The sequence below is a fragment of the Paenibacillus hubeiensis genome (genome assembly GCF_032334105.1).
Classification (GTDB): Bacteria; Bacillota; Bacilli; order Paenibacillales; family Paenibacillaceae; genus Paenibacillus; species Paenibacillus hubeiensis.
The window spans coordinates 1-21793 of the sequence record NZ_JAVYAE020000008.1; the positions used below are offsets into that span (position 1 = coordinate 1).

Here is a 21793-nt window from a genome sequence, read left to right on the forward strand (position 1 = left end):
ATCGTGATGAAAATCATCTGAGGTATTGAAAAGAGCGATTAGCTCATTTTGAATCTGACGAGATAAAATATCTCAATATTGCTCCGGTTTTTATACAGTCATACAACATGTACCAAAAACCTTCGCATTACTCACTCGTTGTTCAGTTTTCAAAGATCAAACTTCCTTTTCGTTACTAAGTTGTTGTCCTTAGCAACTCTTATATCTTATCACATCCGAACCAACTTTGCAAGCACTTTTTTAAGTTTCTTTTTTCGAAGCTTATTTGCTTTGCTTGCCACACCATATTTCTCGGTGTTTTCTTGGCCGGAATTAGAATATACCACTTTCAAATTCATAATGCAATACTTTTTTAAAAAAAATAGTGTGAATCCGTTATTAAAATTTGAAGAGATTCTACAATCTCCAGGTTCCTCGATCCAAAAGCACCCTTTATCAAAGAATGACCGAACCTCTTTCAGCCTACTATATTCGCTTCTTTTATTGCACATTTATACATTTATAAGCGGCCAACCGCTAGAGAGTCGGCCGCAACATGTTCCATTTCTACTTTCGGATCCAGGGAGCTCTGTTTTTCGAACTTGCATTACGCTTCGCCATTGCCGACTTACGTTCATTTTGTGCTTTTGACGAAACCGAAGCTTTGCTTGGTCTCTTTGCATTGGATTTTCCGGCTCTTCTTTTGGCAGCTTTACTCTTCGTCGCCGGTTCCTGCTTGCTTGCATCTTCCTTAATGAACAGTTCTTCCTTCTCAGCATCGGAATGGCTTAAATTGACGTCATGATCACCTTTTTTTCCCTTGCTTCCAGAAGGGTACATCTCCCCGAACGCACCTAATGGAGCCGGAGGAACCATATTTTGCACAGGATACGGATTCTGGTAGGTATACTCTGCCGGGTGAGCTGAAGTCATTGCAGGAGCCATCCCGGTAGGATTCACTCCGTACGGGTCATACATAGTCCAAGATGGAGACTGATATTGATGAACTGGGAATGTGTAATGTTGAGCATGCACATGACCTCCGCAACCGCATGGAGGGTATGGAAGGATGGAGTATGGCGAAATCATCGGCGGCTGATTTTCCTGCGCTCCTACAGAATAAGGAGTAAACGGGCTATTGACATGCGATGCTGGCGATTGCGGAAAGCTGTTCACACCGGCAATCTCATTCGGCATTACTGGATTATGCGAGTGGTCAGGCCACGAATAATTCGATATCTGTCCCTCCGTGGCATACGGATTCACCTGATGGATTCCAGGAAAACCAAGGTTTTCATTACTTCCTGTTGCTGAATGAGCTGCGTTCGGCTCAACATTGTACGCCTCTTGTGCGGGAACGGGAACTTGTGCATAAGGATATTCTACAGGCGCATGAAGCAATTTTTTACCACAACCACAGGGCGATTTTACCGCTTGCTCGGCTGGCCATGCTGCATTCGGCAGGACCGGCATCACGTTTGCTTCAGGAGAGAGTTTCGGCATGGTGTACTCAGGCAGAGGCTTGATTTCAGCTTGATACATTACTTCTTTTTTAATTTCAGTTTGTTTGCTCGGTTCCACTTCAGGCATTACAGGCAGTTGAGGCACAATTTCCGAATTAGGCATTACATTGGGGAGCTCCTGATTGACTTCCGGCGGGGAAGACACGATGGGAGCCTCTGCCTGCGGTTCGGTTACAGGCGCTGGAGCCGGAGCAGGCATTACCGGATTTTCGATAACCTCCGTGTTTTCCTTCACCCCTGTGTACTCCTTGCCTTCTGGGGAAAGCTTCTCGTCGGCTGCACTATTGGATGCATTGTTGCCAGTCGCAGCCCCTCCTTGACCTTGTACCGAAGGAATATACACCGTTTCACCGACAAGGAGTGCATTGGGATTTTTAAGCTGCGGATTTGCTTCGAGCATACTCTTCAACGGAACTCCCCAAGCTTGCGAGAGCTTCCATAACGTATCCCCCTGCTGCACCTTGTGACTATGCAGCACCCCATCCAGATTTGGCGTCACGGGCTCAGCAGGAATTTTGACCTTCATGCCAACGTCCAATTTGTCAGGATCAGCGATTTGCGGATTGGCCGCAATAATTTTTTCAAGCGACACATTATACTTTTTGGAAAGCAAATACAGGGTGTCGCCCTTTTTCACCATGTGTATTTTCACTAGAAACAAACCTCCTAGGCGATACTTGGGCTGTACAATCGCCCATATTGTTAATACATCCTATGCAGCAACCGCCCTGATGACATCAATAACGCAAAAAAAATCCTTCCCGCCCCGGAATCGGCATGCATTTGCATACCCATTCTGTCATTAGGCAAAAAGGATCTCTTACTACAAAATCAGATATTAAAACTTAAGCTTCCCACACTTTATGGCCGTCTTTGTCAACGATTTGACGGAACGCTTCAAGCAGCCTCAGTGTCACAGGGCCGGCTACACCTGCACCGATGGTTCTTCCATCCACTTCGTATGCCGCAATGACTTCAGCAGCAGTCCCCGTGAAGAACACCTCGTCCGCAACATACACGTCATGCAGCGTGAACGGAGTCTCTTTCAACTCGAATCCAAGTTCGCCGCAAAGGTCGATAATAGCTTGACGTGTAATCCCCTCCAGAGCTCCCAGATAGCAAGGAGGCGTGTAAACAACACTGTTTTTCACGATAAAAATGTTGTCACTCGATCCCTCGGTTACGTACCCTTGGGAGTTCAACATAATCGCTTCGCCAACACCCGCATAATTGGATTGGATTTTAACCAATACGTTGTTCAGGTAGTTCAGGGATTTGATTTTCGGATTCAGGGCGTCCGGGATATTGCGTCGTTGTGATACGGACACGGCCTTTAACCCCGTCAAATAAGCTTCCTCCGGATAAATTGCGAGCTGCTCCACGATGATAATCACGGAAGCTTTCGGACAACGCGTCGGATCCAACCCCAAATTACCTGCTCCACGCGATACGATCAAACGGATATATCCATTGCGCATCTCGTTGCGGCGCACGGTTTCAGCCACAGCATCTAGCATTTCGTCATATGACAACGGAATGTTCAACGCAATGGATTTGGCGGAATCGTACAAACGGTCCAAATGGGCCTTGCATCTGAAAATATTGCCATTGTAAATGCGGATTCCTTCAAAAATGCCATCCCCGTATAAAAAACCGTGATCGTACACGGATATGGTTGCATTCTCCTTGGTTACAAATTGACCGTCCAAATAAATCCACTGCTCTGACATAATCATTGCACCTCCGTTATATTTCAAATCACTGCTCCGAATACTCCGTCCAACTCCTCTATTGTACAACAAAAAGCAGTCAGGACGTGAATTTTCACCCATACGCATGACAACCTTCAACAAATTTCAACCCGGCCCTCAGGTCGTCTTCAACGAAGGATAGGTATAACAAGGGTAGCTTCCAAGAACACGCACCTGGCAGTTCAAAGCCTCGATTTCGGCCATGGCCGCCGTTAATAGCACGGAGTCTACCGTCTCTTCTACATCAATGTAAAAGTAGTAACTCCCCAGCCTTTTTTTCGTCGGACGCGATTCCAGCCTGGTAAGGTTCAACTTCCGCCATGCAAACGCCGATAACACCTGATGCAGCGCCCCTGGAGCATCCTCCGGAAGCGTGACGAGCAAACTTGTCTTGACATGGTCAGGTTCCCGCGGAATTTGCACCGGCTCATGGCCGATGAGCACAAAGCGAGTATAGTTGTTGTCATGGTCCGTAACCCGTTCCGCCATGATGTCCAGGCCGTGTTTCTTCGCCGCAAGCTTTGTGCCGATGGCCGCCCAGCCTTTGCCCGGATTTTTTTTGACCAATTCCACCGCTTCGGCCGTACTGTTCACCCCTTCAAGATCTGCTTCAGGGGAATAAGTACGGATGAAGTTTTGGCATTGCGGAATCGCAACGGGGTGTGACATGATTTTGGTGATTTTGCCGAAATCATACCCTCCGTCGCCTGTTGCAAATTCAGACCCGTGCCCGATCACGTTTTGTATGGAAGGATAGACCCATTCTGCTTGCATGGGGATATCGACTTCATTGACTAACCAATCCATGTGGAGGCTGACCGAGCCTTCGATCGTATTTTCGATAGGGATCACGCTATATTGGGTCTTTCCGTTGTCTGTTGCGCGGAACACATCGGAAATCAATTTGGAATGGTACAATTCCAGCGGTTCTCCATTAAACAGAAATTCAATAGCCTCGTGGGAAACCGATCCTTCAGGTAACACGGCGATTCTTTTCATGCGTTGATTTCTCCTCTGACGATGTCCAGAAAAGGACTGTTTTCTTGATCTGAAAGCACGGTCACCCCGTCCAGGTCAGGATCAAGCCACAACGCGGAAGCAGCAATGCCCTCGCGCTTCATTGTATCCAACAAATATTGCTCCAAACCGGTCTTGCGAGGATCATGTCGGTCCACCAACGTCAGTACCGTCGGTCCGGCTCCGCTCAACGCAGCGCCCAAAGCCCCGTGATCCGCAGCATGCTCCAAAATCTCAGCCATGCCCGGCACAAGCGATGCCCTGTAAGGCTGATGCACCCGATCCTTCATTGCTGCGTGGATCATGTCCAGACGTCCGCCGGCCAAAGCGGCAACAAGCAGCGAAGATCGGCTCACATTGTACACCAGATCCCCTTTGCTGAATTGATCAGGAACTACATCACGGGCTTTCGAGGTGGACAACTGGAAATCGGGCACAACGACAAGTGCCTGCAGATCCTGATGAGGCTCGATTCGGATATGTTCTACCCGCGTTCCGTCCCAAGCTGCAACAACAACCCCTCCATACAGGGAGGCTCCAACATTATCGGGATGTTTCTCCAACGACGTCGCCATATCAAACAATTTAGCGTCCGTCAGGGGGGACCCAATCAAAGCGTTCGCCGCAGCAAGCGCGCCAACGATGGCGGAAGCGCTGCTGCCTAACCCGCGGGTAAGCGGAATGTCCGAGAACATGGAGACTTCCAGCTCCGGAACAGGCACCCCGGCTTCGCGGAAAACCATTTGGGCAACCTCATAGATCAAATTGGTCTTGTCGGATGGCAAACCGTTCAGATTATCCCCATGCAAATGGAAAACGGTCTTATCCGCCGGCTTCATTTCCAGCCATGCATATAATGACAATGCCATGCCTAGAGTATCAAACCCGGGACCCAGATTGGCCGTGCTTGCAGGCACCTTTACAACAACTTTTTGATTCATGCTCATTCGGTTTGCATCTCCAATCGTTCGATTGCCGCCATTACGGCTTTCTCGCTATCTTTAACAACCAACGGTTCGGATGCCACCGTCCGGATCGCAACGTTGGGATCTTGCAGCTATGATGGATCAGGACGCCTCTACCGCGGACTCTCCGCCTTTAAAATGCCTTTTCGAGCTTCAGCCGTATACTCATACTCACGATGCACAAAAGGTTGAAGCGCGCTCAGCAAATATGCTTTAACGCACAGCAAGGTCCGATACGCTTTCAAAATCGTATATCCATTCCGTTGTCCACTGATCCATCAGGCTCTACATCGGCAGCAACCGCCGTTTCCTCGTGATTCGCGCGCGTTAACCTTCTACGCGATATACGCTCTTGATTCGGCGTATGACACTCAAGGATTCAAAATGCTTAAGCACCTTATCCATGCTTGCCTTGCTTGCATTATGCGTCACGATAATGATTTCTGCATCCGGATTGTGCTCATTCGGCTGTTGAACAACCGAAGCAAGGCTAACGTTGTATTCAGCAAAGACTTGCGTAATCTGTGCCAACACCCCTGCTTTGTCATCCACATGCAGCAGAATAAAGTTTTTGGATACGATCTGTTCGTCGCTTTGCAAACGTTTCTGCTTATAGGGAACGATAGCTTTAAGGCCGTTGACACCCAGCTTCAAGTTTTTGATCACAGCCACAAGGTCAGCCACAACGGAAGTTGCCGTTGGCAATTCGCCTGCGCCAGCCCCGTAAAACATCGTTTCACCCACAGCTTCGCCGTGGACATAAACCGCATTGAATACGCCGTTGACCGAGGCAATCGGATGATTCTGCCTGACCATCGTCGGCTGTACGCTAATGCTGATCTCGTCGCCCTCGCGGTCGGCAATGCCGAGCAGTTTCATTTCATAGCCCAAACGTTTGGCGTAGGTGATGTCTTCACGGGTCACCGACGAAATGCCTTTTACGGCGACATCCTTGAGCTCCACGTTTGTCCGAAATCCAAGCGTTGCCAAGATGGCCATTTTCCGTGCGGCATCCAGTCCTTCGACATCTGACGTAGGATCGGATTCAGCGTATCCCAACGCTTGCGCCTCGGCCAACACTTCCTCATAAGAAGCGCCTTCCTGGCTCATTTTGCTCAAAATATAGTTCGTCGTTCCGTTCACGATCCCCATGATGCGGGTAATCCGATCGGAAGAAAAGCCTTCGATCAGCGTGCGGATAATCGGGATTCCTCCGGCCACGCTCGCTTCATAGAACACGTCGCACTGCTTCTCCTGTGCCTTTGCCAAAATTTCCGATCCATGCAGAGCCATCAGGTCTTTATTGGCCGTAACGATATGTTTGCCTCTCTCCAAAGCTTCCAGAATATACTCTTTCGTCCGATCGATCCCCCCCATCACTTCTACGATCACATCGATATCCGGGTGGCGGATGACATCCCAGGGATTTTCCGTCAGCTTGGCACGGTCAATAGGAATGACACGGTCCTTTTCCGTATTTTTCACCGCGATTTTCTCAATGACAATCGGCGATCCCACTTGGCTGCTGAGATCCTCCTGATTGCCTTCCACAATACGAACAACCCCTGTCCCTACTGTTCCGAGACCCAATAGTCCCACTTTTACCGGTTTCACGAACGATCTCCCCCTAATGTCTGTTGATGGTTGCCAACCACCTGCGATGAATCCGTTGCCTTCGAATCTGGCTTTGCATGTTGCCCCGTGCAGTCCGTAATACAATCAACCTTGGCCTACAATCCGCGTACGACGAACACCAGGCAGTTCCTGCATCCGTTCCAGCATCTCCCCGATTTCGCCATGCAGATGCGACGTTTCGACTGAAATCACCACGTTGGCCCTTCCCTGGAGGGGGATACTCTGGTTAATGGTAAGCACATTGGCTCCATAACCGGCCACATGCCCCAATACTTTGGACAGGATGCCCGACTGATGCTCCAGATCAATGGATATGGTCACGATTCTCTCGCGCTCGAGTTGGTTGATCAAATGAATTCCATCTTTGTATTTATAAAACGCACTACGGCTCAATCCTACCTGTTCCACGGCCTCATGCACCGTTTTGACATCCCCTGAAGCGAGCAGCTCCTTCACTTGCATCGTCTTCACGACTGCCTCGGGCAAAATGTCTTCTCGTACTAAGTAATAGCGTTCATTCATGAACGTCCTCTCCTCAAAGACTCATGTTTTTATTTAGTGGACATTATATCGGATATGTGAAAAAAGGGCAATACATAACACGCACATTTTCGAAACGACCGTCTCCCCATATGCACGTTGGCCCAAAGTATGTAATGTACTAAAAATGACTACGTTCATTCAATACACGCCCAAGAACATAAAAAACGCAGGCAGCGGGAACATCCCGCCACGCTGCGTTCTTTACATCTTTCTTCCGGCAAAGACAGCTTTTAATAATAACTGCTGCTTTCCACGAATTCGAACTCGAAATCGCCAATGCGCACAATGGTGCCTTCTTCGGCCCCGCGCTTGCGCAGTTCGTCGTCTACGCCCATATGGCGCAGCGTGCGTGCAAGCTTGAGGATCGCTTCATGCGAATTCAATTGCATGCGCTTCATCATGCGATCAATCTTGGCGCTATGCACAACGAAGATATCGTTTTCCCGCACGATGCGGAACCCTTCGTCTTCTTTTTTGTCCAAGCTGTATACCTTGCGTTCGGATACCTCGGCCACTTCGTCCACCGTGACTTCTTCCGGCACTTGATCCAGCAGATCGGCGGCACGGTAAAGCAACTCTGAAATGCCCTTCCGCGTGAGGGAAGATATCGCCATAACTTCAATATCCGGTTGGACCTCACGAACCTGTTTCAGGAATTGTTCCAGATTTTCTTCCGAATCAGGCATATCCATTTTGTTTGCCGCGACGATCTGCGGTCTTTCCGCAAGCAGCGGGTTGTACTGTTTCAATTCTTCGTTGATCTTCTGCCAATCTTCAAACGGATCGCGTCCTTCGGAACCGGACATGTCCACTACATGAATGATGATGCGGGTACGCTCGACATGGCGTAAAAACTCATGCCCCAGCCCGATGCCCTCATGCGCTCCTTCAATGAGTCCAGGCAAATCGGCCATCACGAAGCTGCGGCCCTCATCCACGGCTACAACGCCCAGATTTGGCGTGATGGTTGTGAAATGATATGCCCCGATTTTCGGCTTCGCCGCCGAGACGACGGACAACAACGTCGATTTGCCCACGCTCGGGAAACCGACCAGGCCAACATCCGCCATCACTTTCAGTTCCAGCACAATATAGCGCTCTTCGCCTTCCTCGCCATTTTCCGCAAGTTCGGGCGCAGGGTTGTTCGGCGTAGCGAAGCGAATGTTGCCGCGTCCTCCCCGTCCACCTTTAGCCACGATAACTTGCTGACCATGACGTGTAAGGTCCGCAAGCACTTCTCCGGTATCTTCATCCATTACGATTGTACCTGGTGGTATGCGCACGACCATATTTTCCGCATTGGCTCCATGCTGGCTTTTGTTGCGGCCCTTTTCTCCGCGTTTCGCTTTGAAATGGCGCTGGTAACGGAAGTCCATCAGGGTACGAAGCCCTTCATCCACGCGGAAGATCACATCGCCGCCCTTTCCCCCGTCACCGCCTGCAGGTCCTCCTTCAGGTACGTACTTTTCCCGGCGGAAGGAAACAATCCCGTCTCCACCGTCTCCGCCTTTGACATATATCTTCGCTTTATCTACAAACATGGCTACCCCTTCCTATACCTCACACGACATTCTGAATTGGATAAACGTATCTTCAGACGGAAGTTGCTCCGTTCTGACTTTCTTTCCTTTGAGTACGGCATCAAGCTGTTTTATCGTTTCCGGGTCGGGCGTCTGATCCCCGTCCAGCCGCACAACGACATCCCCGTGATCCTGTCCAAAGCTCAAGGTCAGTTTGCGAACCTCTCCCCAAGACGACCGGCCGCCGCCATACTGATAGGCACGGATGGCATCCGCAATTGCGCATGTTAGTGACTCGCCATCCTCGGGAGAGACCAGAGCACCAAGCTGCAGGTTTTCCTCCACTTCCACGTGCAAATCGAGCGCAGCCCCGCTCGCGCGGAAGGATTGAAGGTAAAATACGAGTGAAGGAATGCCCAGTTTGGAAATCCGGCTTTCCTCCTGAACCCGTTCTTTTATTCTTTCCACACATTGCAATGATTTATCAAGCTTGCCCATTCGAAGGTATCCATACAATACCTGAAGGTCGTTCATCCAATCATGCCGGTGATGATTCAGCGACGATATCGCTCTTTCTTCCAACGATTGTATAATGGCTCTGCGCTCCGCATCCGCCTGCTTTCTCATCGCAGCTAGCGAAACCAGCAGCACAACGACGGACCACAATGCATATGCAACGATCGATACGGCCGCCGGATACAGCATGATGAAAACCAAAGGAATCAGAAGTGAACATGCCGCAATCCACGGCACTCTTTTCCAAGATTTCATGGCTTCTCCCCGTTCTACCAAACTCGGTTGGTTTATCCCACCGTTACCAAGTATATCATGTCTGATCTGCCAGTTCATTACCGAATGCACATCCACGCAAAAAAGCCTCCGGCAAAAATGCCGAAGGCTTTCTGGCGAAGAATGCCGATATTACGCCTCTACTGCAGCTGCTACTGGAGCAACATCTACAGGATAGACGCTAACTTTTTTGCGGTCACGGCCCCAACGTTCGAATTTAACAACGCCGTCCACTTTGGCGAACAAAGTGTCGTCTTTGCCGATTCCCACGTTAGTTCCTGGGTGGATCTTGGTTCCGCGTTGACGAACCAGGATGCTTCCACCAGTCACGGCTTGACCGTCAGCACGTTTAGCGCCAAGGCGTTTGGAGCGGCTGTCGCGTCCGTTCTTCGTGGAACCCACACCTTTTTTCGATGCGAACAACTGAAGATTTAATTTCAACATGATGGTTGACCTCCTTCTTTAATTATTGAACTGCTCTATTTTAATATACTTCCCGTATGACTCTGCAATACTAGTGAGCATAATCACCATGGATTCGAGCAATAATTGCACCTGAGACCCGTCTTCATCCTTATTCAACGTTGGCATGGAGGCGCTCAGAAAACCGTTTTTCATCTTGGAATTCATTTCGACACCCGTCAACGCTTCAATGGAATTGACCGTACCTACCGTAACGGCAGAAACTCCGGCACAAACGATATCTTCTCCCCGCTTGGCATAATTGGCATGCCCTTGGATCGAAAATTTCTCTATACTGCCTTCACCATTGCGAAAGATTTGAACGATAATCAATTATCGCACCTTCTTACGCGTTGATTTTCTCAATGATTACTTTAGTGTACGGTTGACGGTGACCTTGCTTCACATGGTAGTTCTTTTTCGGTTTGTATTTGTATACAACAACCTTTTGACCTTTACCATGCTTCTCCACCTTAGCTGTTACAGTTGCTCCGGATACAACTGGAGTTCCTGCAGTCAGACCTTGCTCGCTGGATACAGCCAGGACACGATCGAACGTTACGCTTTCGCCGTCGTTCGCAGCCAATTTCTCGATGAACAGAACATCGCCCTCTTGAACTTTGTACTGTTTGCCGCCTGTTTCAATAATTGCGTACATTTGCCTTGCACCTCCTCATGTCTCAGACTCGCCCGATCTCGGGTGTCAGCCACCTCGCGGGGCTGTTCTTGTACCCGGCCAGTGCGGTTACAGCATGTGCAAGACCTACCGGCTCAACACATACCTGAACATTATAGCACTACTCACGGCAAAAATCAATGCAACGGCGAAATATATCTTTTCCCCGTTCCATGACAGGAAGAGCATGCCTCCACGTAAGGGAGCGTGCTTTCCTCACGCACCTTTTTGCGGGTCATTTCAAGCAGGCCAAGCTTGGTCCAACCTATCACGAATGCTTTCGTTCTGTCTTTTTTGAGCTGGGCCTCCAGCGTGGCCGCCACTTCCTGCCGATTCGCCTCTTCCTCCATATCGATGAAGTCCACGATAATCATGCCGCCAATGTCACGAAGCCGCATTAAGCGGGCAATTTCTACTGCAGCCTGCATGTTGGTTTCAGTGACGGTGTCTTCCAGTCGGTCTCCGCCAGCACCGGTATATTTGCCGGTATTTACATCCACCACAGTTAGTGCTTCCGTGTGGTCGATCACGATATATCCTCCGCCCGGCAGCCAAACTTTGCGCGCAAAATCAAGCTTCAGCTGCTCCTGCACGCCGTATGCCGCAAAAATCGGATCTTGCCCTCTGTAAACCTGCACTTTAGGCCGATGTCCCGGTCCGATTTCTTCCAGCAGGGCGGCGATCGCATCGGCATTCGGCTGGCTGTCGGTAATGACCTCATCGCTTCCAGGCGTGTACACATCCCGGATAATGCGCTGCACCAGCCCAATATCACGATGCAGAAGTTTCGGAGAAGGCATCCCCTCGGCCTTTCGGAGAATATTTAGCCATTGTTGGCGCAGAACTTCAAGGTCTGCCTGGATGGCCTCCTGATGCTTCTCGGCAGATACGGTACGAATAATCAACCCTTCTTCGCCGTTCCGAAGTTGTTCACCGAGTGCCTTGAGTCGGGAGCGGTCCCCTTCGCGGGCAATCTTTTTGGATACGGCCACATAATCTGCCATGGGCATGTACACTAACCAGCGTCCCGGCAAAGAATAATGCGTCGTCACCCTCGCTCCTTTTCCGCCCACCGGCTCTTTCAGTACCTGAACAATAATATCCTGTCCAGGTTTGACCAACTCCGAGATGGAGGGCTTCACCTTGGGCTGTTTCTCCAGGTGTGGATGAAGCAGGTCATCCACGTACAGAAATGCGTTTTTTTTCTGCCCGATATCGACGAAAGCAGCCTGCATTCCCGGCAATACATTCACGATCCGTCCCTTGAAAAAGGAGCCGAGCAGTCCCCGGTCATTGGTATGCTCTGCCGCGAATTCTACAACCCTTCCTTCTTCCAGTAGCGCCATTTGCACGAGGTTGTGTTCATTATGTATGATCATTTGTTTCATGGCTGCACCTCAAGAAGAGCATTCAATTCTTCCACATCCGTTTCTGTATGTTAGCAATGCATGCACGCATGCATACATGAACCGTATAACCTTGATTTCGGCCGGTTAACCAGCGAAAACTATTTTTTTTCGGTATTTTGCTTGAAATAAGAACCGATAAGCCGCTGTTCCGGCAGAACGGCCATAATGCGGCCCTCTTTGTTCATGACGTATATCATATGATATCTTTCTCTCTTTAATAGACGCAAAATGGTATCCAAAGGTTTCGCCGGAAATGAGATTATCGGCTGCACAAGACTGCCAGCGGTCGCATGACGAACAAACACTTCTTCCCTATTCATCAGAAAGCGGATAAATCGATAGGGAACATTCCTAAAATCGGTTACATTCGAATACAGCAGGAACACCCCGATCAGCAGCAGGTTTAAAGGCAATCCGTCTCCTGCAGCCAGCCAACGGCTAATTGCATATCCACTAATGCCCAGGCTGCACAAGATGCCTATACGATACGTCCACATCAATGTGCTGTAATAAGGAGCAAACAGGCTGACAAGCGCCTGCACGATTTTGCCGCCATCCAGCGGCATTACGGGTAGAAGGTTGAACAAAGCGATGAGCATGTTTCCCTGGATGATGTACCGGATAAATTCAGGATCGCCCACACCCAACTGCAGTATTAGCAGTGCAGCTCCTACCATCAGCATATTCTGCATTGGACCGGCGAGCGCGATCAGAATTTCCTTTCCCGCCGTAAGATTCCCCCGATCCTCGATGACAGCCACGCCCCCGAACGGAAGCATCTGAATCGAAAGGACTCGGCAGCCCAGCAGGCCCGCTGCAGCCGCATGCCCGCATTCATGAATGAATACGATGGCGAACAAGGTCACCAGCTCGATAAAATGCCCTGTCAGCACGGAAGCCAGCATAATGATGACAAAGAACGGATGCATCGTGATGCGCACGCCCCAAAACCTAATCAAGGGCAACCACTTCTGCCGGATCTACATATTGGTCGCCTTCCTTAATGGCAAAATACAACGATGCGGGCTGTTCGCCCCGGCTTGCGGGCAAGCTTCCTACGACGCCTCCGGCTTCCAACCAGTCATTTACCGCTACATCGCTCTCTCCGAGTCGTCCGTAAATGGCCGTGAGGCCACCCGTATGCTGAACAACAACCGTAATGCCGCTCTCCGGGTCCCCCAGCACCTGCAGAACCCTGCCTGCATCCGAGCTGACCACCCGCACGGAATCTTCTCCGGCCAGATCAGGAACGATCTCAATCCCTTTCATGCTCATCGCAAAAGGCTGCACAACGGTTCCGGATATCGGCTTGCCCAGCAGCGAATGCACTCCCTCCCCGCCGTTGACAGCATCCGCGGCATGCCCGAATACCGGCAAAAATGAGGGGTGTCCCCCAAAGTGCTTCTCATACCAAGCCGTTGCAGCCTCAAAATCCATCTCCCGATGCAATGCATCGGCTACTGCCGTTTTGGGAGATACCGTCCAGGAAGCATTCCATTGAAACATTCCCCAGACTGCTCCAAACAGCACTGCACTGACAAGCGTTCGCTTCATCAATGATTTAAAAAAATGGAAGCGGACGTGTCCATTCGGTCCGTACCGCCCATTCTCCTGCTTCCATAACAGCTCAGGATCGCGCTCCCGTTCCTGCATCGACGATGCAAGGTCTCCAGGCTTGTCCTGTATATCATCAGACATCGACGGTATGCGCCGCTGATTGGCTTTGTCTTCCTTATGAACGAATCCCGGCCGCTCCTCCTGCATGATCTCCTTCGCAGCTCCGTCCAGCAGCCGCCTGATCCGCTCTTCCCTTCTCTGCTTCACCCTCAGTTTGGTATCCATGGAATGTCCTCCCGCCAAGGCTTGTTCAGGATGCCGCGATTCTGCGTTAACCGCCATTCGCATCCTGTGATTTCGCCAGAAAACCTCCGTCATATGACAGACGGCTTGTCTGCTTGCGATGATCAATTCACAAACGCATTTCTTTGGTACATTCTATGAAGGGTCTGTCCATAATATGAGCAGGCATGTTCGGAGGAAAAGCAAATTCAGGACACAACAATAACGGCGTAAATAAAGAAAGAAGAGAAGCCGAAAAAGCCGCGCTTACCGCCACGGCTGTTCGTCTGAAGGAATCATGAATCGGCAAGCTAAATCTATCGCTTAACCCATACCGAAAAACTTTTTAAAGCGTGAGAATGCTCCCTTTTTTTGATCCATCTGCATCAAGGGAACGGTATCTCCGAGAATACGACGCGCAATATTGCGATAGGCAATCGCTGCATTCGAATCCGGGTTCATGACCGTCGGTTCGCCGGAATTGGCGGACTTGATCACCAGCTCGTCATCGGGCACGATCCCGATTAGATCAATGTTAAGCACCTGCAAAATACCATCGATATCCAGCATATCCCCCGACTTGACCATATTGTTGCGTATACGGTTCACCACAAGCTTCGGTGATTGTACATGGGAACTTTCGAGCAATCCGATGACCCGGTCTGCATCGCGAACGGCAGCATTCTCGGGCGTCGTAACAACGATAGCCTGGTCTGCGCCGGCAACCGCATTTTTGAATCCCTGTTCAATCCCCGCCGGGCAATCAATAATAACGTACTCAAAATCTTTTTTCAGTTCAAGGATGATATCCTTCACCTGTTCAGGCGATACGGAATTTTTATCTCTCGTTTGTGCTGCAGGCAGCATGTATAATTGTTCGAAGCGTTTATCTTTAACCAGAGCCTGATTCAGCCGGCAGCGGCCGTCGGCAACGTCACACAAATCGTAAATGATCCGGTTTTCGAGTCCCATTACGACATCCAGATTGCGAAGGCCGATATCCGTATCGACCAGACAAACCTTTTTCCCGAGCAGCGCCAGCGCCGTTCCGATGTTTGCCGAGGTCGTCGTTTTGCCAACGCCACCTTTACCCGAAGTGATCACGATCGCCTCTCCCATGAGCTACACTCCTTTAAACACATTAAAATCACGGCGTAACCGAACGATATTGCTCATTTTGTCGATCTGCATCTGATTGTCCTGCAAATAAGCAAATTCCATCCCGGCTTCGCGGCTCTCCCATTCATCGGGAGGACGGCTGATGATGTCAGCGATCCGCAACTGCGTCGGCGCAAAAAACGAGGCCGCAATAATGGATTCCTCATCCCCGCCGATCCCCGCGTGAGCCATGCCCCGAAGAGAACCCATTATGTATATATCACCGGTACACGTAACCGTTCCTCCCGGATTGATATCTCCCAAAAACAGCAGATTTCCTTCATGGTGCAGCACTTGGCCCGAACGAACCATGCCGCACATCGTTACGATTGGCGGCGGTCCTATCACCTCTGGTTTTAGGTCGGGCGAGTCGATGGAACGAATGAGCAGGTTGCCCTTTTGACTCAAAATATTCAGTATTGATTCTTTCTGGTCCTGGGTAACCTCACGTTTGCCCAATTTGACGTCGACATGAACGATGGGACCCGTCAGAATATTTTGATGGCTATGTTCCAGCTTATAGCGGAGCTCAACGAGCAGATCCTCGAATTCACATTGATCGTCCAGCAAAAAAACCAGGCCGTCTCGGATGCCTTTTATCGTCACGTGATTCGATTTGACCGTCATAAGCCTGTCCCTCCCATCTCATTACATTTCGTGCCCGACGCCTCAAGTTCCTGCTTCCCTATCCAGAAATGGTTTAAGAAGCTTCCTTTGGTTTGCTGCGCTTCTTCGCAATCTTCTCCAGCTGCTTGCGAAGCGGCACGTAAATGATCAAAGCAAACACAAAATGAACAAACAAATTCGGAATCATGTACTCGATCAGCGCCCAATCAAACGTAACATGATTCAGACGAAAAAGCTTGTACAGGAAAAACAGCATCGTATCGTTAAGAAGGCTTCCCAAAAAAACGACCGTAACCATTACCGGAAGCGGTGCGCGCGGTGCCTGGAAAATGAGGCCCATCATATAGGCGGACAATCCCATGGAGAATCCGTAAGGGCCGATCATCTCGCCATAGAATACGACATCGTGCAGCAAGCCGAATAATATCCCGAGCACCAGCGCCGTATGACGGTGGTAATAGACAGCGAAGAAAAGGATAACGATATACACAAGATTAGCCGAAATCCGCATCTGCCAGGCAGAGGGAATCAGAAGCGGCAGCACGGTTCCTTCCAAAATGAAGAGAATGAACAACAACAGAAACAGAACCTGTTTGCGAGCGCCCACTATTTTTTCACCTCTGGAGGGACAACCACCATCAGCTCTTTCCAATCCAGAAAGCTGGCATAAGGCTCAATCATTGCAGTCCGCGTCAGTCCATACTCCCCGACTTCAATGCTTTTCACTTTACCGATACGCATGTATTTCGGGAAGTTGTTGATAATCCCGGACGAAATGATTTCATCGCCTTCTTTAATTTTGGATTCTTCCGATATTTTGGTCATCTTGAACATGCCTGTTTTGGGATCATAACTTTCGATCATGCCGAATACGTTGTCTTCCTTGCCCACGGCCGTAGCGGCGATGGCATTGGAGTTGGGATCGTTGGCATCCAGGGAAGTCAACAGATTGACGGTCGACGTGTATGCACTAACATGACTAATTACACCAACGAGACCTTCTTGTGAGGTCACAGCCATTCCCGGTTTGATGTTTGCATTTTCTCCGATGTCGATATTGATCGTCCTGCTGTTTGGATCGGCATTGGCACTGATGACCTGTGCGATCCGATAATCGTAGTTATAACGGTTTCTTTGTTCTTCCGTGAAATGAAAAAGTTCTTTGTATCTTGCGTTAACCTGCTCCATCTCATTGTATTTCAATCGATCCCGCGTATAGTGACCCATGGCAATACGAAGCCGTTCATTCTCTTCATAAACGGAACTCATGTTCGCTATATCCTTAAAAAAGCCCGCTACGTAGGAAGCGGGCTTGTAAAATACGTATTGTACGAAACCGACGGAATCCTTCAGGAATTTTTCCGGCCAGGATAACGCCGTCCGCGGACCGAGCGTAAAGCCCATTAACGCGATAAATGTAACAAGGCCCACCAGCAAAACAAAAAGTCTTTTGTTGCCCAGCAGCTTAAACAGTTCGAACACCCTCTAACATCCATTATTCTCTTCCGAGCCTGGCCCGGCGGGGAGACTGTCAGGTCTATAGTCCCTTTGAGAATATTCGCCATCTCCCCGAATACGCGGGTTTAGCTCTCCCGGCCATCCGCCGGGATTATTTTCGCTGTTTATACATATTCCGGTTCACAGGGAACCAGAATGTGCTTATCTTTCAATTAACGTTTGGAGCGAACTGCCGAGCTGCTTCTGCTTTTGAACAAATGGATGTTTTCCAACGCTTTACCGGTACCGATCGCTACGCAATCCAGCGGATTCTCTGCGACAATGACTGGCATACCGGTCTCGCCCGCCAGCAGCTTGTCCAGGTTGCGAAGCAATGCGCCGCCGCCAGTCAGTACGATCCCGCGGTCCATGATGTCGGCCGCCAGTTCCGGCGGGCATTTTTCAAGCGTCACTTTAACCGCTTCAACGATGGCGTTCACCGTATCCGCCAAAGCTTCGCTGATTTCATCGGAAGTGATAGTGATCGTTTTAGGCAGGCCTGTAACGAGGTCCCGGCCGCGAATTTCCATCGTTTCCACGGACTCGAGCGGCATCGCGGAACCGATCTCCATTTTCAACTGTTCGGACGTACGCTCACCGATCATCAGATTGTACTGGCGTTTGATGTACTGAATGATGGACTCATCCATTTCATCGCCCGCAACGCGAACGGAACGGCTGGTTACGATTCCTCCGAGGGAAATAACGGCCACTTCAGTCGTACCGCCGCCGATATCCACCACCATGCTTCCGGTCGGCTCCCATACCGGCAGATCGGCACCGATTGCGGCTGCAAACGGCTCCTCGATCGTGTAAGCTTCGCGTGCGCCGGCTTGCTTCGTTGCATCTTCAACCGCGCGTTGCTCCACCGCAGTGATCCCGGATGGTACGCACACCATCACGTTTGGATGACGCTGGAACATGGAACGCTGCTTCTGAGCCTGACGGATAAAATATTTGATCATCGTTGCAGTCGTGTCGAAATCGGCAATAACGCCATCCTTCATGGGACGAATGGCACGAATGTTGCCAGGTGTCCGGCCGATCATTTTTTTCGCCGATTCACCCACGGCCTCAATGCTTTTGGTATCCGTGCGAAGAGCAACAACCGAAGGTTCACGCACCGCAATCCCTTTCCCACGAACATAAACCAACGTATTTGCTGTCCCCAAATCAATCCCTAAATCCTTACTTCCAAACATGACGTAATCTCCTTTTCTGCCTTATATAGCCGTCCTGAATTTTCAGAACATTTTCATTTTTTTAGAATGCTTTTTGATTTGACATGCCATTTTTCATCATCGTTTTCATTTCCCGGCAATCTGCAGGGAGATTAGTATTGATCAAAAATTAGTTCAACGCCACCCATTATATTATACCAAGCCCTTCTCCTTCAAACTTACATAGGTTCCATCGCCAATAACTAGGTGATCCAGCACATCTATGCCAACAATCGTGCCGGCTTCGATCAATCGCTTCGTGATTTGGATATCCTCTGGGCTCGGTGTAGGATCACCGCTTGGATGGTTGTGAGCGCACACAATCGATGCGCTGCTGCATTTGATGGCAGCACGGAACACTTCGCGCGGGTGGACAATGGAAGCGTTCAGGCTGCCCATGGAGAGTGTTTCCTGGGCAATAATGTGGTTTTTGCTGTTCAAAAAGAGACAAACAAAATGTTCTTTTTGCAGATAACGCAACTGCTCGACCAAAATATCAGCCGCATCGCGCGGAGTGCGAATCGAAGGAGACTGTGCCAGTTTGCTCTTGGCAATCCGGTGGCCCAGCTCGATGCCCGCTTTCAACTGCACGGCTTTGGCTTTGCCGATGCCCTTCATTGCCGTCAGTTCCTCAAGCGTCAAGTCCATTAGCGAGCGGATCCCGCCCGTTTCTGCGAGAATTCGCTGCGCCATGTGAACGGCGGATTCTTTTCTTGTACCGGTTCGAAGCAGAATGGCCAGCAGTTCGGCATGGCTCAAGGCGCCCGCCCCATATTCCATCATGCGTTCTCTCGGGCGTTCTTCATGGGGGATGTCGCGCATCATATACTGCGGCGACTCCATATACTCCCTCTTTTCACGTCATCCATTCGAATTATTCATGTGCCGGGGCTCATTCACGCGGCAATACATGTACCCCGAATCCGTCCAGCATATCGCTGAGCAAGGATAAAGGCAGACCTACGACATTGAAATAACATCCTTCGATGCGATCAACCAGAGAAGCACCAATGCCTTGTATGGCGTACGATCCTGCCTTGTCCATAGGTTCTTTTGTACGTACATAAGCACGGATCGTGGCTTCAGACAATGCTTTCATCGTTACATCCGTTTGCCGATAATGAACCGAAGACTGACCGCTAATGGCATCGATACAAGCTACGCCTGTAAACACGCGGTGGGTTCGTCCTTGCAGCCTCGCAAGCATGTTCTCCGCATCCTTCTCATCTGCCGGCTTGCCCAAAATATCTCCATCCAGAACAACGATCGTGTCGCTCCCAACGATGACAGCATCCCGCTGCTGGCCTTCGACGCTGCGAAAGACGGCAAGCGCTTTGCGCATCGCAAGCTCCTGCACCGTTTGTTCAGGAGTCCATGATGGGGGCGTAGCTTCGTCAGCACGGCTTGGGATTACTTCAAAATCCAACATCAGTCCGGCCAGCAGTTCTTTGCGACGTGGCGATGTAGACGCCAAAATAATGCGGCGTTGTCCTGTTTTATCCAATATCAACGGCTCCTCACATTCCAGTGGTGTCCTCGTCCTTGCATACGCTTCTTGCGGTTCTGCAGCGTTCGTTGTTGTTCAATTCATCATAATTCGTCATTCTCCTACAATCTGCGGTATAGCCATACAGCGGCGATGATGCCGATCAGACTGAGGAGGCTCATTTGAAATTGAAGTGAAATGTCATAACTGAAAATGTCAAGATCAGCCTGTGGCGACCAGCGAATGGTCGTGGCTTTGGTTAAAAAAGCTACAGCCTTGACCGGCTGCAGTGCCTTGGCGATCCATGCTCCGGCCAACCAGCCGAGCAGCAGGAAAAGTAATAACATGCCGAAGTTTTTTTTCATCCGTTATCGTCCCTCGCCATTTTTTGACACCCACATTATTATACGGGGTTTTGTACGTCAATACAAACACAAATCCGGCAAGGGGAACTATTTCCAGTTCCCTGCCGGACAAGCATTTCAAGACTGTGTTAGGAGATCCAACGATTACTGCTCCTGCAGCGTATCAAGCCATTTTTTTTGCTGCAGCACGTAGTCCATCAAATTCGTCTGCACCGACCACATATGTGCGGCAGAAGGTTTTTTGTTAAATTCGGCAACCGCCGTGATGGCGCTGTTCATCGCTTTGGCCATCGCCGCCGCATAAGGCGCTGCCTCCCCGTTCGTGTTTGCGGACAGGTCGTTGAAGCCGCGCAGCCACGATTCATGCCGATTCTGAATGGAGGTCATCGTTTCGGCGGATGCCGCTTGGGGCGCTGCTTTGCCCAGTTCTCCGATGGACAACGTCGAGAGCAGCCCGATCAACGTTTCGCTATCGTTAAAGAACTGTGTCGCGGTTGCCTGGTTAACGCCCAACGCCGCCACACCGACTTCCGGATACGGAATCTCTTTAACGTAAAGTTCCACGCCCTGGGCCTTTAGGCGCGTGCTGAGCAGTTTGGCCTCTTCGCGATCAGGGGATATGCCGGCATAGACCCGGTTGCCGTCCTCCGGGTCCGCCTCTGCAGCAATCCCGGCCTGAGTCAATTCAAGTTTGGCCTGTTCAGCACGCTCCGGGGAACTGAAAACGCCGTACTGCAGCGCATAGTAATTGCCGCCAGCCAATGTGGCCTGGGCCTGCTGCCCTGCCGAGACCGATACATTGGCCGTATTCTTTTGAGGTACGACGTTCGGAGCTGCCCCGTCTTTGTTGAAAAACGAAAGGATGACGAGGCCGAACAATGCTCCGGTGACGATTGCTCCCGTTACGGAACCAATCATTTTCCACCCCCGCGGGGCCCGGTTTCGCTGATAGGAATAGTGATTGTGCTCGCTTACCCAGTTGTGGTCTGCGTACTCCTCGTTCCATGGATCAACGGCTTCGCTCGCTTCCGGAAGATCCCGGCGCTCATTGGCATACCCTGCCTGCGGGTACTCGCGTTCAGAAGCACGCTTGTCCATTCTTTCCCCCGGTTTGAGACCCTCGGTAAGTATCGGCAGCGTTTCCCCCCAATCTCCCGGTATCTCCTCCGCAGACCATTGCGGAGCACTGTCTATGCTCGCTGGAGCATGCGTTATCTCCTCGTTCGCCGCCTGGAGCGTTGCAGGCGCGAGCCGCCCTTCGTTTTGCGGCTTGACAGCATCGTGCTCCCCGAAGCGAAACGTCATTCTAGCATTGTTCACCCCGTACCCTCT

General features: G+C 50.4%; 23 protein-coding genes. All 23 read right to left on the minus strand.

Going from position 1 to position 21793, the window contains the following annotated elements:
* Positions 1-546: 546 nt before the first annotated feature.
* The gene (locus RSX24_RS19555) at positions 547-2154 is read right to left on the minus strand and encodes a LysM peptidoglycan-binding domain-containing protein (RefSeq protein ID WP_343261587.1); all 1608 of its coding nucleotides are present in this window, start codon (positions 2152-2154) and stop codon (positions 547-549) included.
* Positions 2155-2347: 193 nt separating this feature from the next.
* Complete coding sequence (gene ilvE / locus RSX24_RS19560; protein ID WP_236414382.1) at positions 2348-3232, minus strand: branched-chain-amino-acid transaminase; 885 nt, start codon at positions 3230-3232, stop codon at positions 2348-2350.
* A gap of 138 nt (positions 3233-3370) precedes the next feature.
* A complete protein-coding gene (gene pheA / locus RSX24_RS19565) occupies positions 3371-4252 on the minus strand; it encodes a prephenate dehydratase (protein WP_236414384.1) in 882 nt (293 codons plus the stop codon).
* Entirely contained in the window at positions 4249-5217 is a 969-nt protein-coding gene (thrB, locus tag RSX24_RS19570; protein WP_236414386.1) for a homoserine kinase, read from the minus strand. The genes pheA and thrB overlap by 4 nt, the downstream gene beginning before the upstream one ends.
* Positions 5218-5562: 345 nt before the next feature.
* On the minus strand, positions 5563-6849 hold the full coding sequence (locus tag RSX24_RS19575; RefSeq protein WP_236414388.1) for a homoserine dehydrogenase: 1287 nt from the start codon (positions 6847-6849) through the stop codon (positions 5563-5565).
* A gap of 105 nt (positions 6850-6954) precedes the next feature.
* On the minus strand, positions 6955-7392 hold the full coding sequence (locus RSX24_RS19580; RefSeq protein WP_236414391.1) for an ACT domain-containing protein: 438 nt from the start codon (positions 7390-7392) through the stop codon (positions 6955-6957).
* A 251-nt stretch (positions 7393-7643) separates the two neighbouring features.
* Complete coding sequence (gene obgE / locus RSX24_RS19585; RefSeq protein WP_236414392.1) at positions 7644-8954, minus strand: GTPase ObgE; 1311 nt, start codon at positions 8952-8954, stop codon at positions 7644-7646.
* 12 nt (positions 8955-8966) lie between these two features.
* Positions 8967-9704, minus strand: coding sequence for a Spo0B domain-containing protein (locus RSX24_RS19590; RefSeq protein ID WP_236414394.1), 738 nt, complete (start codon positions 9702-9704; stop codon positions 8967-8969).
* Between the two features lie 150 nt (positions 9705-9854).
* Entirely contained in the window at positions 9855-10166 is a 312-nt protein-coding gene (gene rpmA, locus RSX24_RS19595; protein WP_236414395.1) for a 50S ribosomal protein L27, read from the minus strand.
* An 18-nt stretch (positions 10167-10184) separates the two neighbouring features.
* Positions 10185-10517, minus strand: coding sequence for a ribosomal-processing cysteine protease Prp (locus RSX24_RS19600; protein WP_236414397.1), 333 nt, complete (start codon positions 10515-10517; stop codon positions 10185-10187).
* A gap of 13 nt (positions 10518-10530) precedes the next feature.
* A complete protein-coding gene (gene rplU / locus RSX24_RS19605) occupies positions 10531-10842 on the minus strand; it encodes a 50S ribosomal protein L21 (protein WP_236414399.1) in 312 nt (103 codons plus the stop codon).
* Positions 10843-10997: 155 nt separating this feature from the next.
* Positions 10998-12248, minus strand: coding sequence for an Rne/Rng family ribonuclease (locus tag RSX24_RS19610; RefSeq protein ID WP_236414401.1), 1251 nt, complete (start codon positions 12246-12248; stop codon positions 10998-11000).
* A 119-nt stretch (positions 12249-12367) separates the two neighbouring features.
* The gene (locus RSX24_RS19615) at positions 12368-13228 is read right to left on the minus strand and encodes a M50 family metallopeptidase (RefSeq protein WP_343261588.1); all 861 of its coding nucleotides are present in this window, start codon (positions 13226-13228) and stop codon (positions 12368-12370) included.
* On the minus strand, positions 13221-14111 hold the full coding sequence (locus tag RSX24_RS19620) for a peptidoglycan DD-metalloendopeptidase family protein (RefSeq protein WP_343261589.1): 891 nt from the start codon (positions 14109-14111) through the stop codon (positions 13221-13223). The genes RSX24_RS19615 and RSX24_RS19620 overlap by 8 nt, the downstream gene beginning before the upstream one ends.
* Before the next feature lie 321 nt (positions 14112-14432).
* Positions 14433-15227, minus strand: a complete 795-nt coding sequence (gene minD, locus RSX24_RS19625; RefSeq protein WP_236414406.1) for a septum site-determining protein MinD — start codon at positions 15225-15227, stop codon at positions 14433-14435.
* Positions 15228-15230: 3 nt separating this feature from the next.
* On the minus strand, positions 15231-15893 hold the full coding sequence (minC, locus tag RSX24_RS19630) for a septum site-determining protein MinC (protein WP_236414407.1): 663 nt from the start codon (positions 15891-15893) through the stop codon (positions 15231-15233).
* Positions 15894-15966: 73 nt separating this feature from the next.
* Positions 15967-16500, minus strand: a complete 534-nt coding sequence (locus tag RSX24_RS19635; RefSeq protein WP_236414408.1) for a rod shape-determining protein MreD — start codon at positions 16498-16500, stop codon at positions 15967-15969.
* Positions 16500-17375: a rod shape-determining protein MreC gene (gene mreC / locus RSX24_RS19640; protein WP_236414409.1), complete on the minus strand. Its 876-nt coding sequence runs from the start codon at positions 17373-17375 to the stop codon at positions 16500-16502. Before mreC ends, RSX24_RS19635 begins: the two co-directional genes overlap by 1 nt.
* Before the next feature lie 188 nt (positions 17376-17563).
* A complete protein-coding gene (locus RSX24_RS19645) occupies positions 17564-18592 on the minus strand; it encodes a rod shape-determining protein (protein WP_236414410.1) in 1029 nt (342 codons plus the stop codon).
* 171 nt (positions 18593-18763) lie between these two features.
* Entirely contained in the window at positions 18764-19453 is a 690-nt protein-coding gene (radC, locus tag RSX24_RS19650; protein WP_236414411.1) for a RadC family protein, read from the minus strand.
* A gap of 49 nt (positions 19454-19502) precedes the next feature.
* Entirely contained in the window at positions 19503-20114 is a 612-nt protein-coding gene (locus RSX24_RS19655; RefSeq protein ID WP_236414412.1) for a Maf family protein, read from the minus strand.
* 104 nt (positions 20115-20218) lie between these two features.
* Positions 20219-20461, minus strand: coding sequence for a DUF4321 domain-containing protein (locus RSX24_RS19660; RefSeq protein WP_339274287.1), 243 nt, complete (start codon positions 20459-20461; stop codon positions 20219-20221).
* Between the two features lie 144 nt (positions 20462-20605).
* Positions 20606-21781 carry an SPOR domain-containing protein gene (locus RSX24_RS19665; protein WP_343261590.1) on the minus strand — a complete coding sequence of 392 codons (1176 nt, stop codon included), beginning with the start codon at positions 21779-21781 and terminating at the stop codon, positions 20606-20608.
* Between the last annotated feature and the right edge of the window lie 12 nt (positions 21782-21793).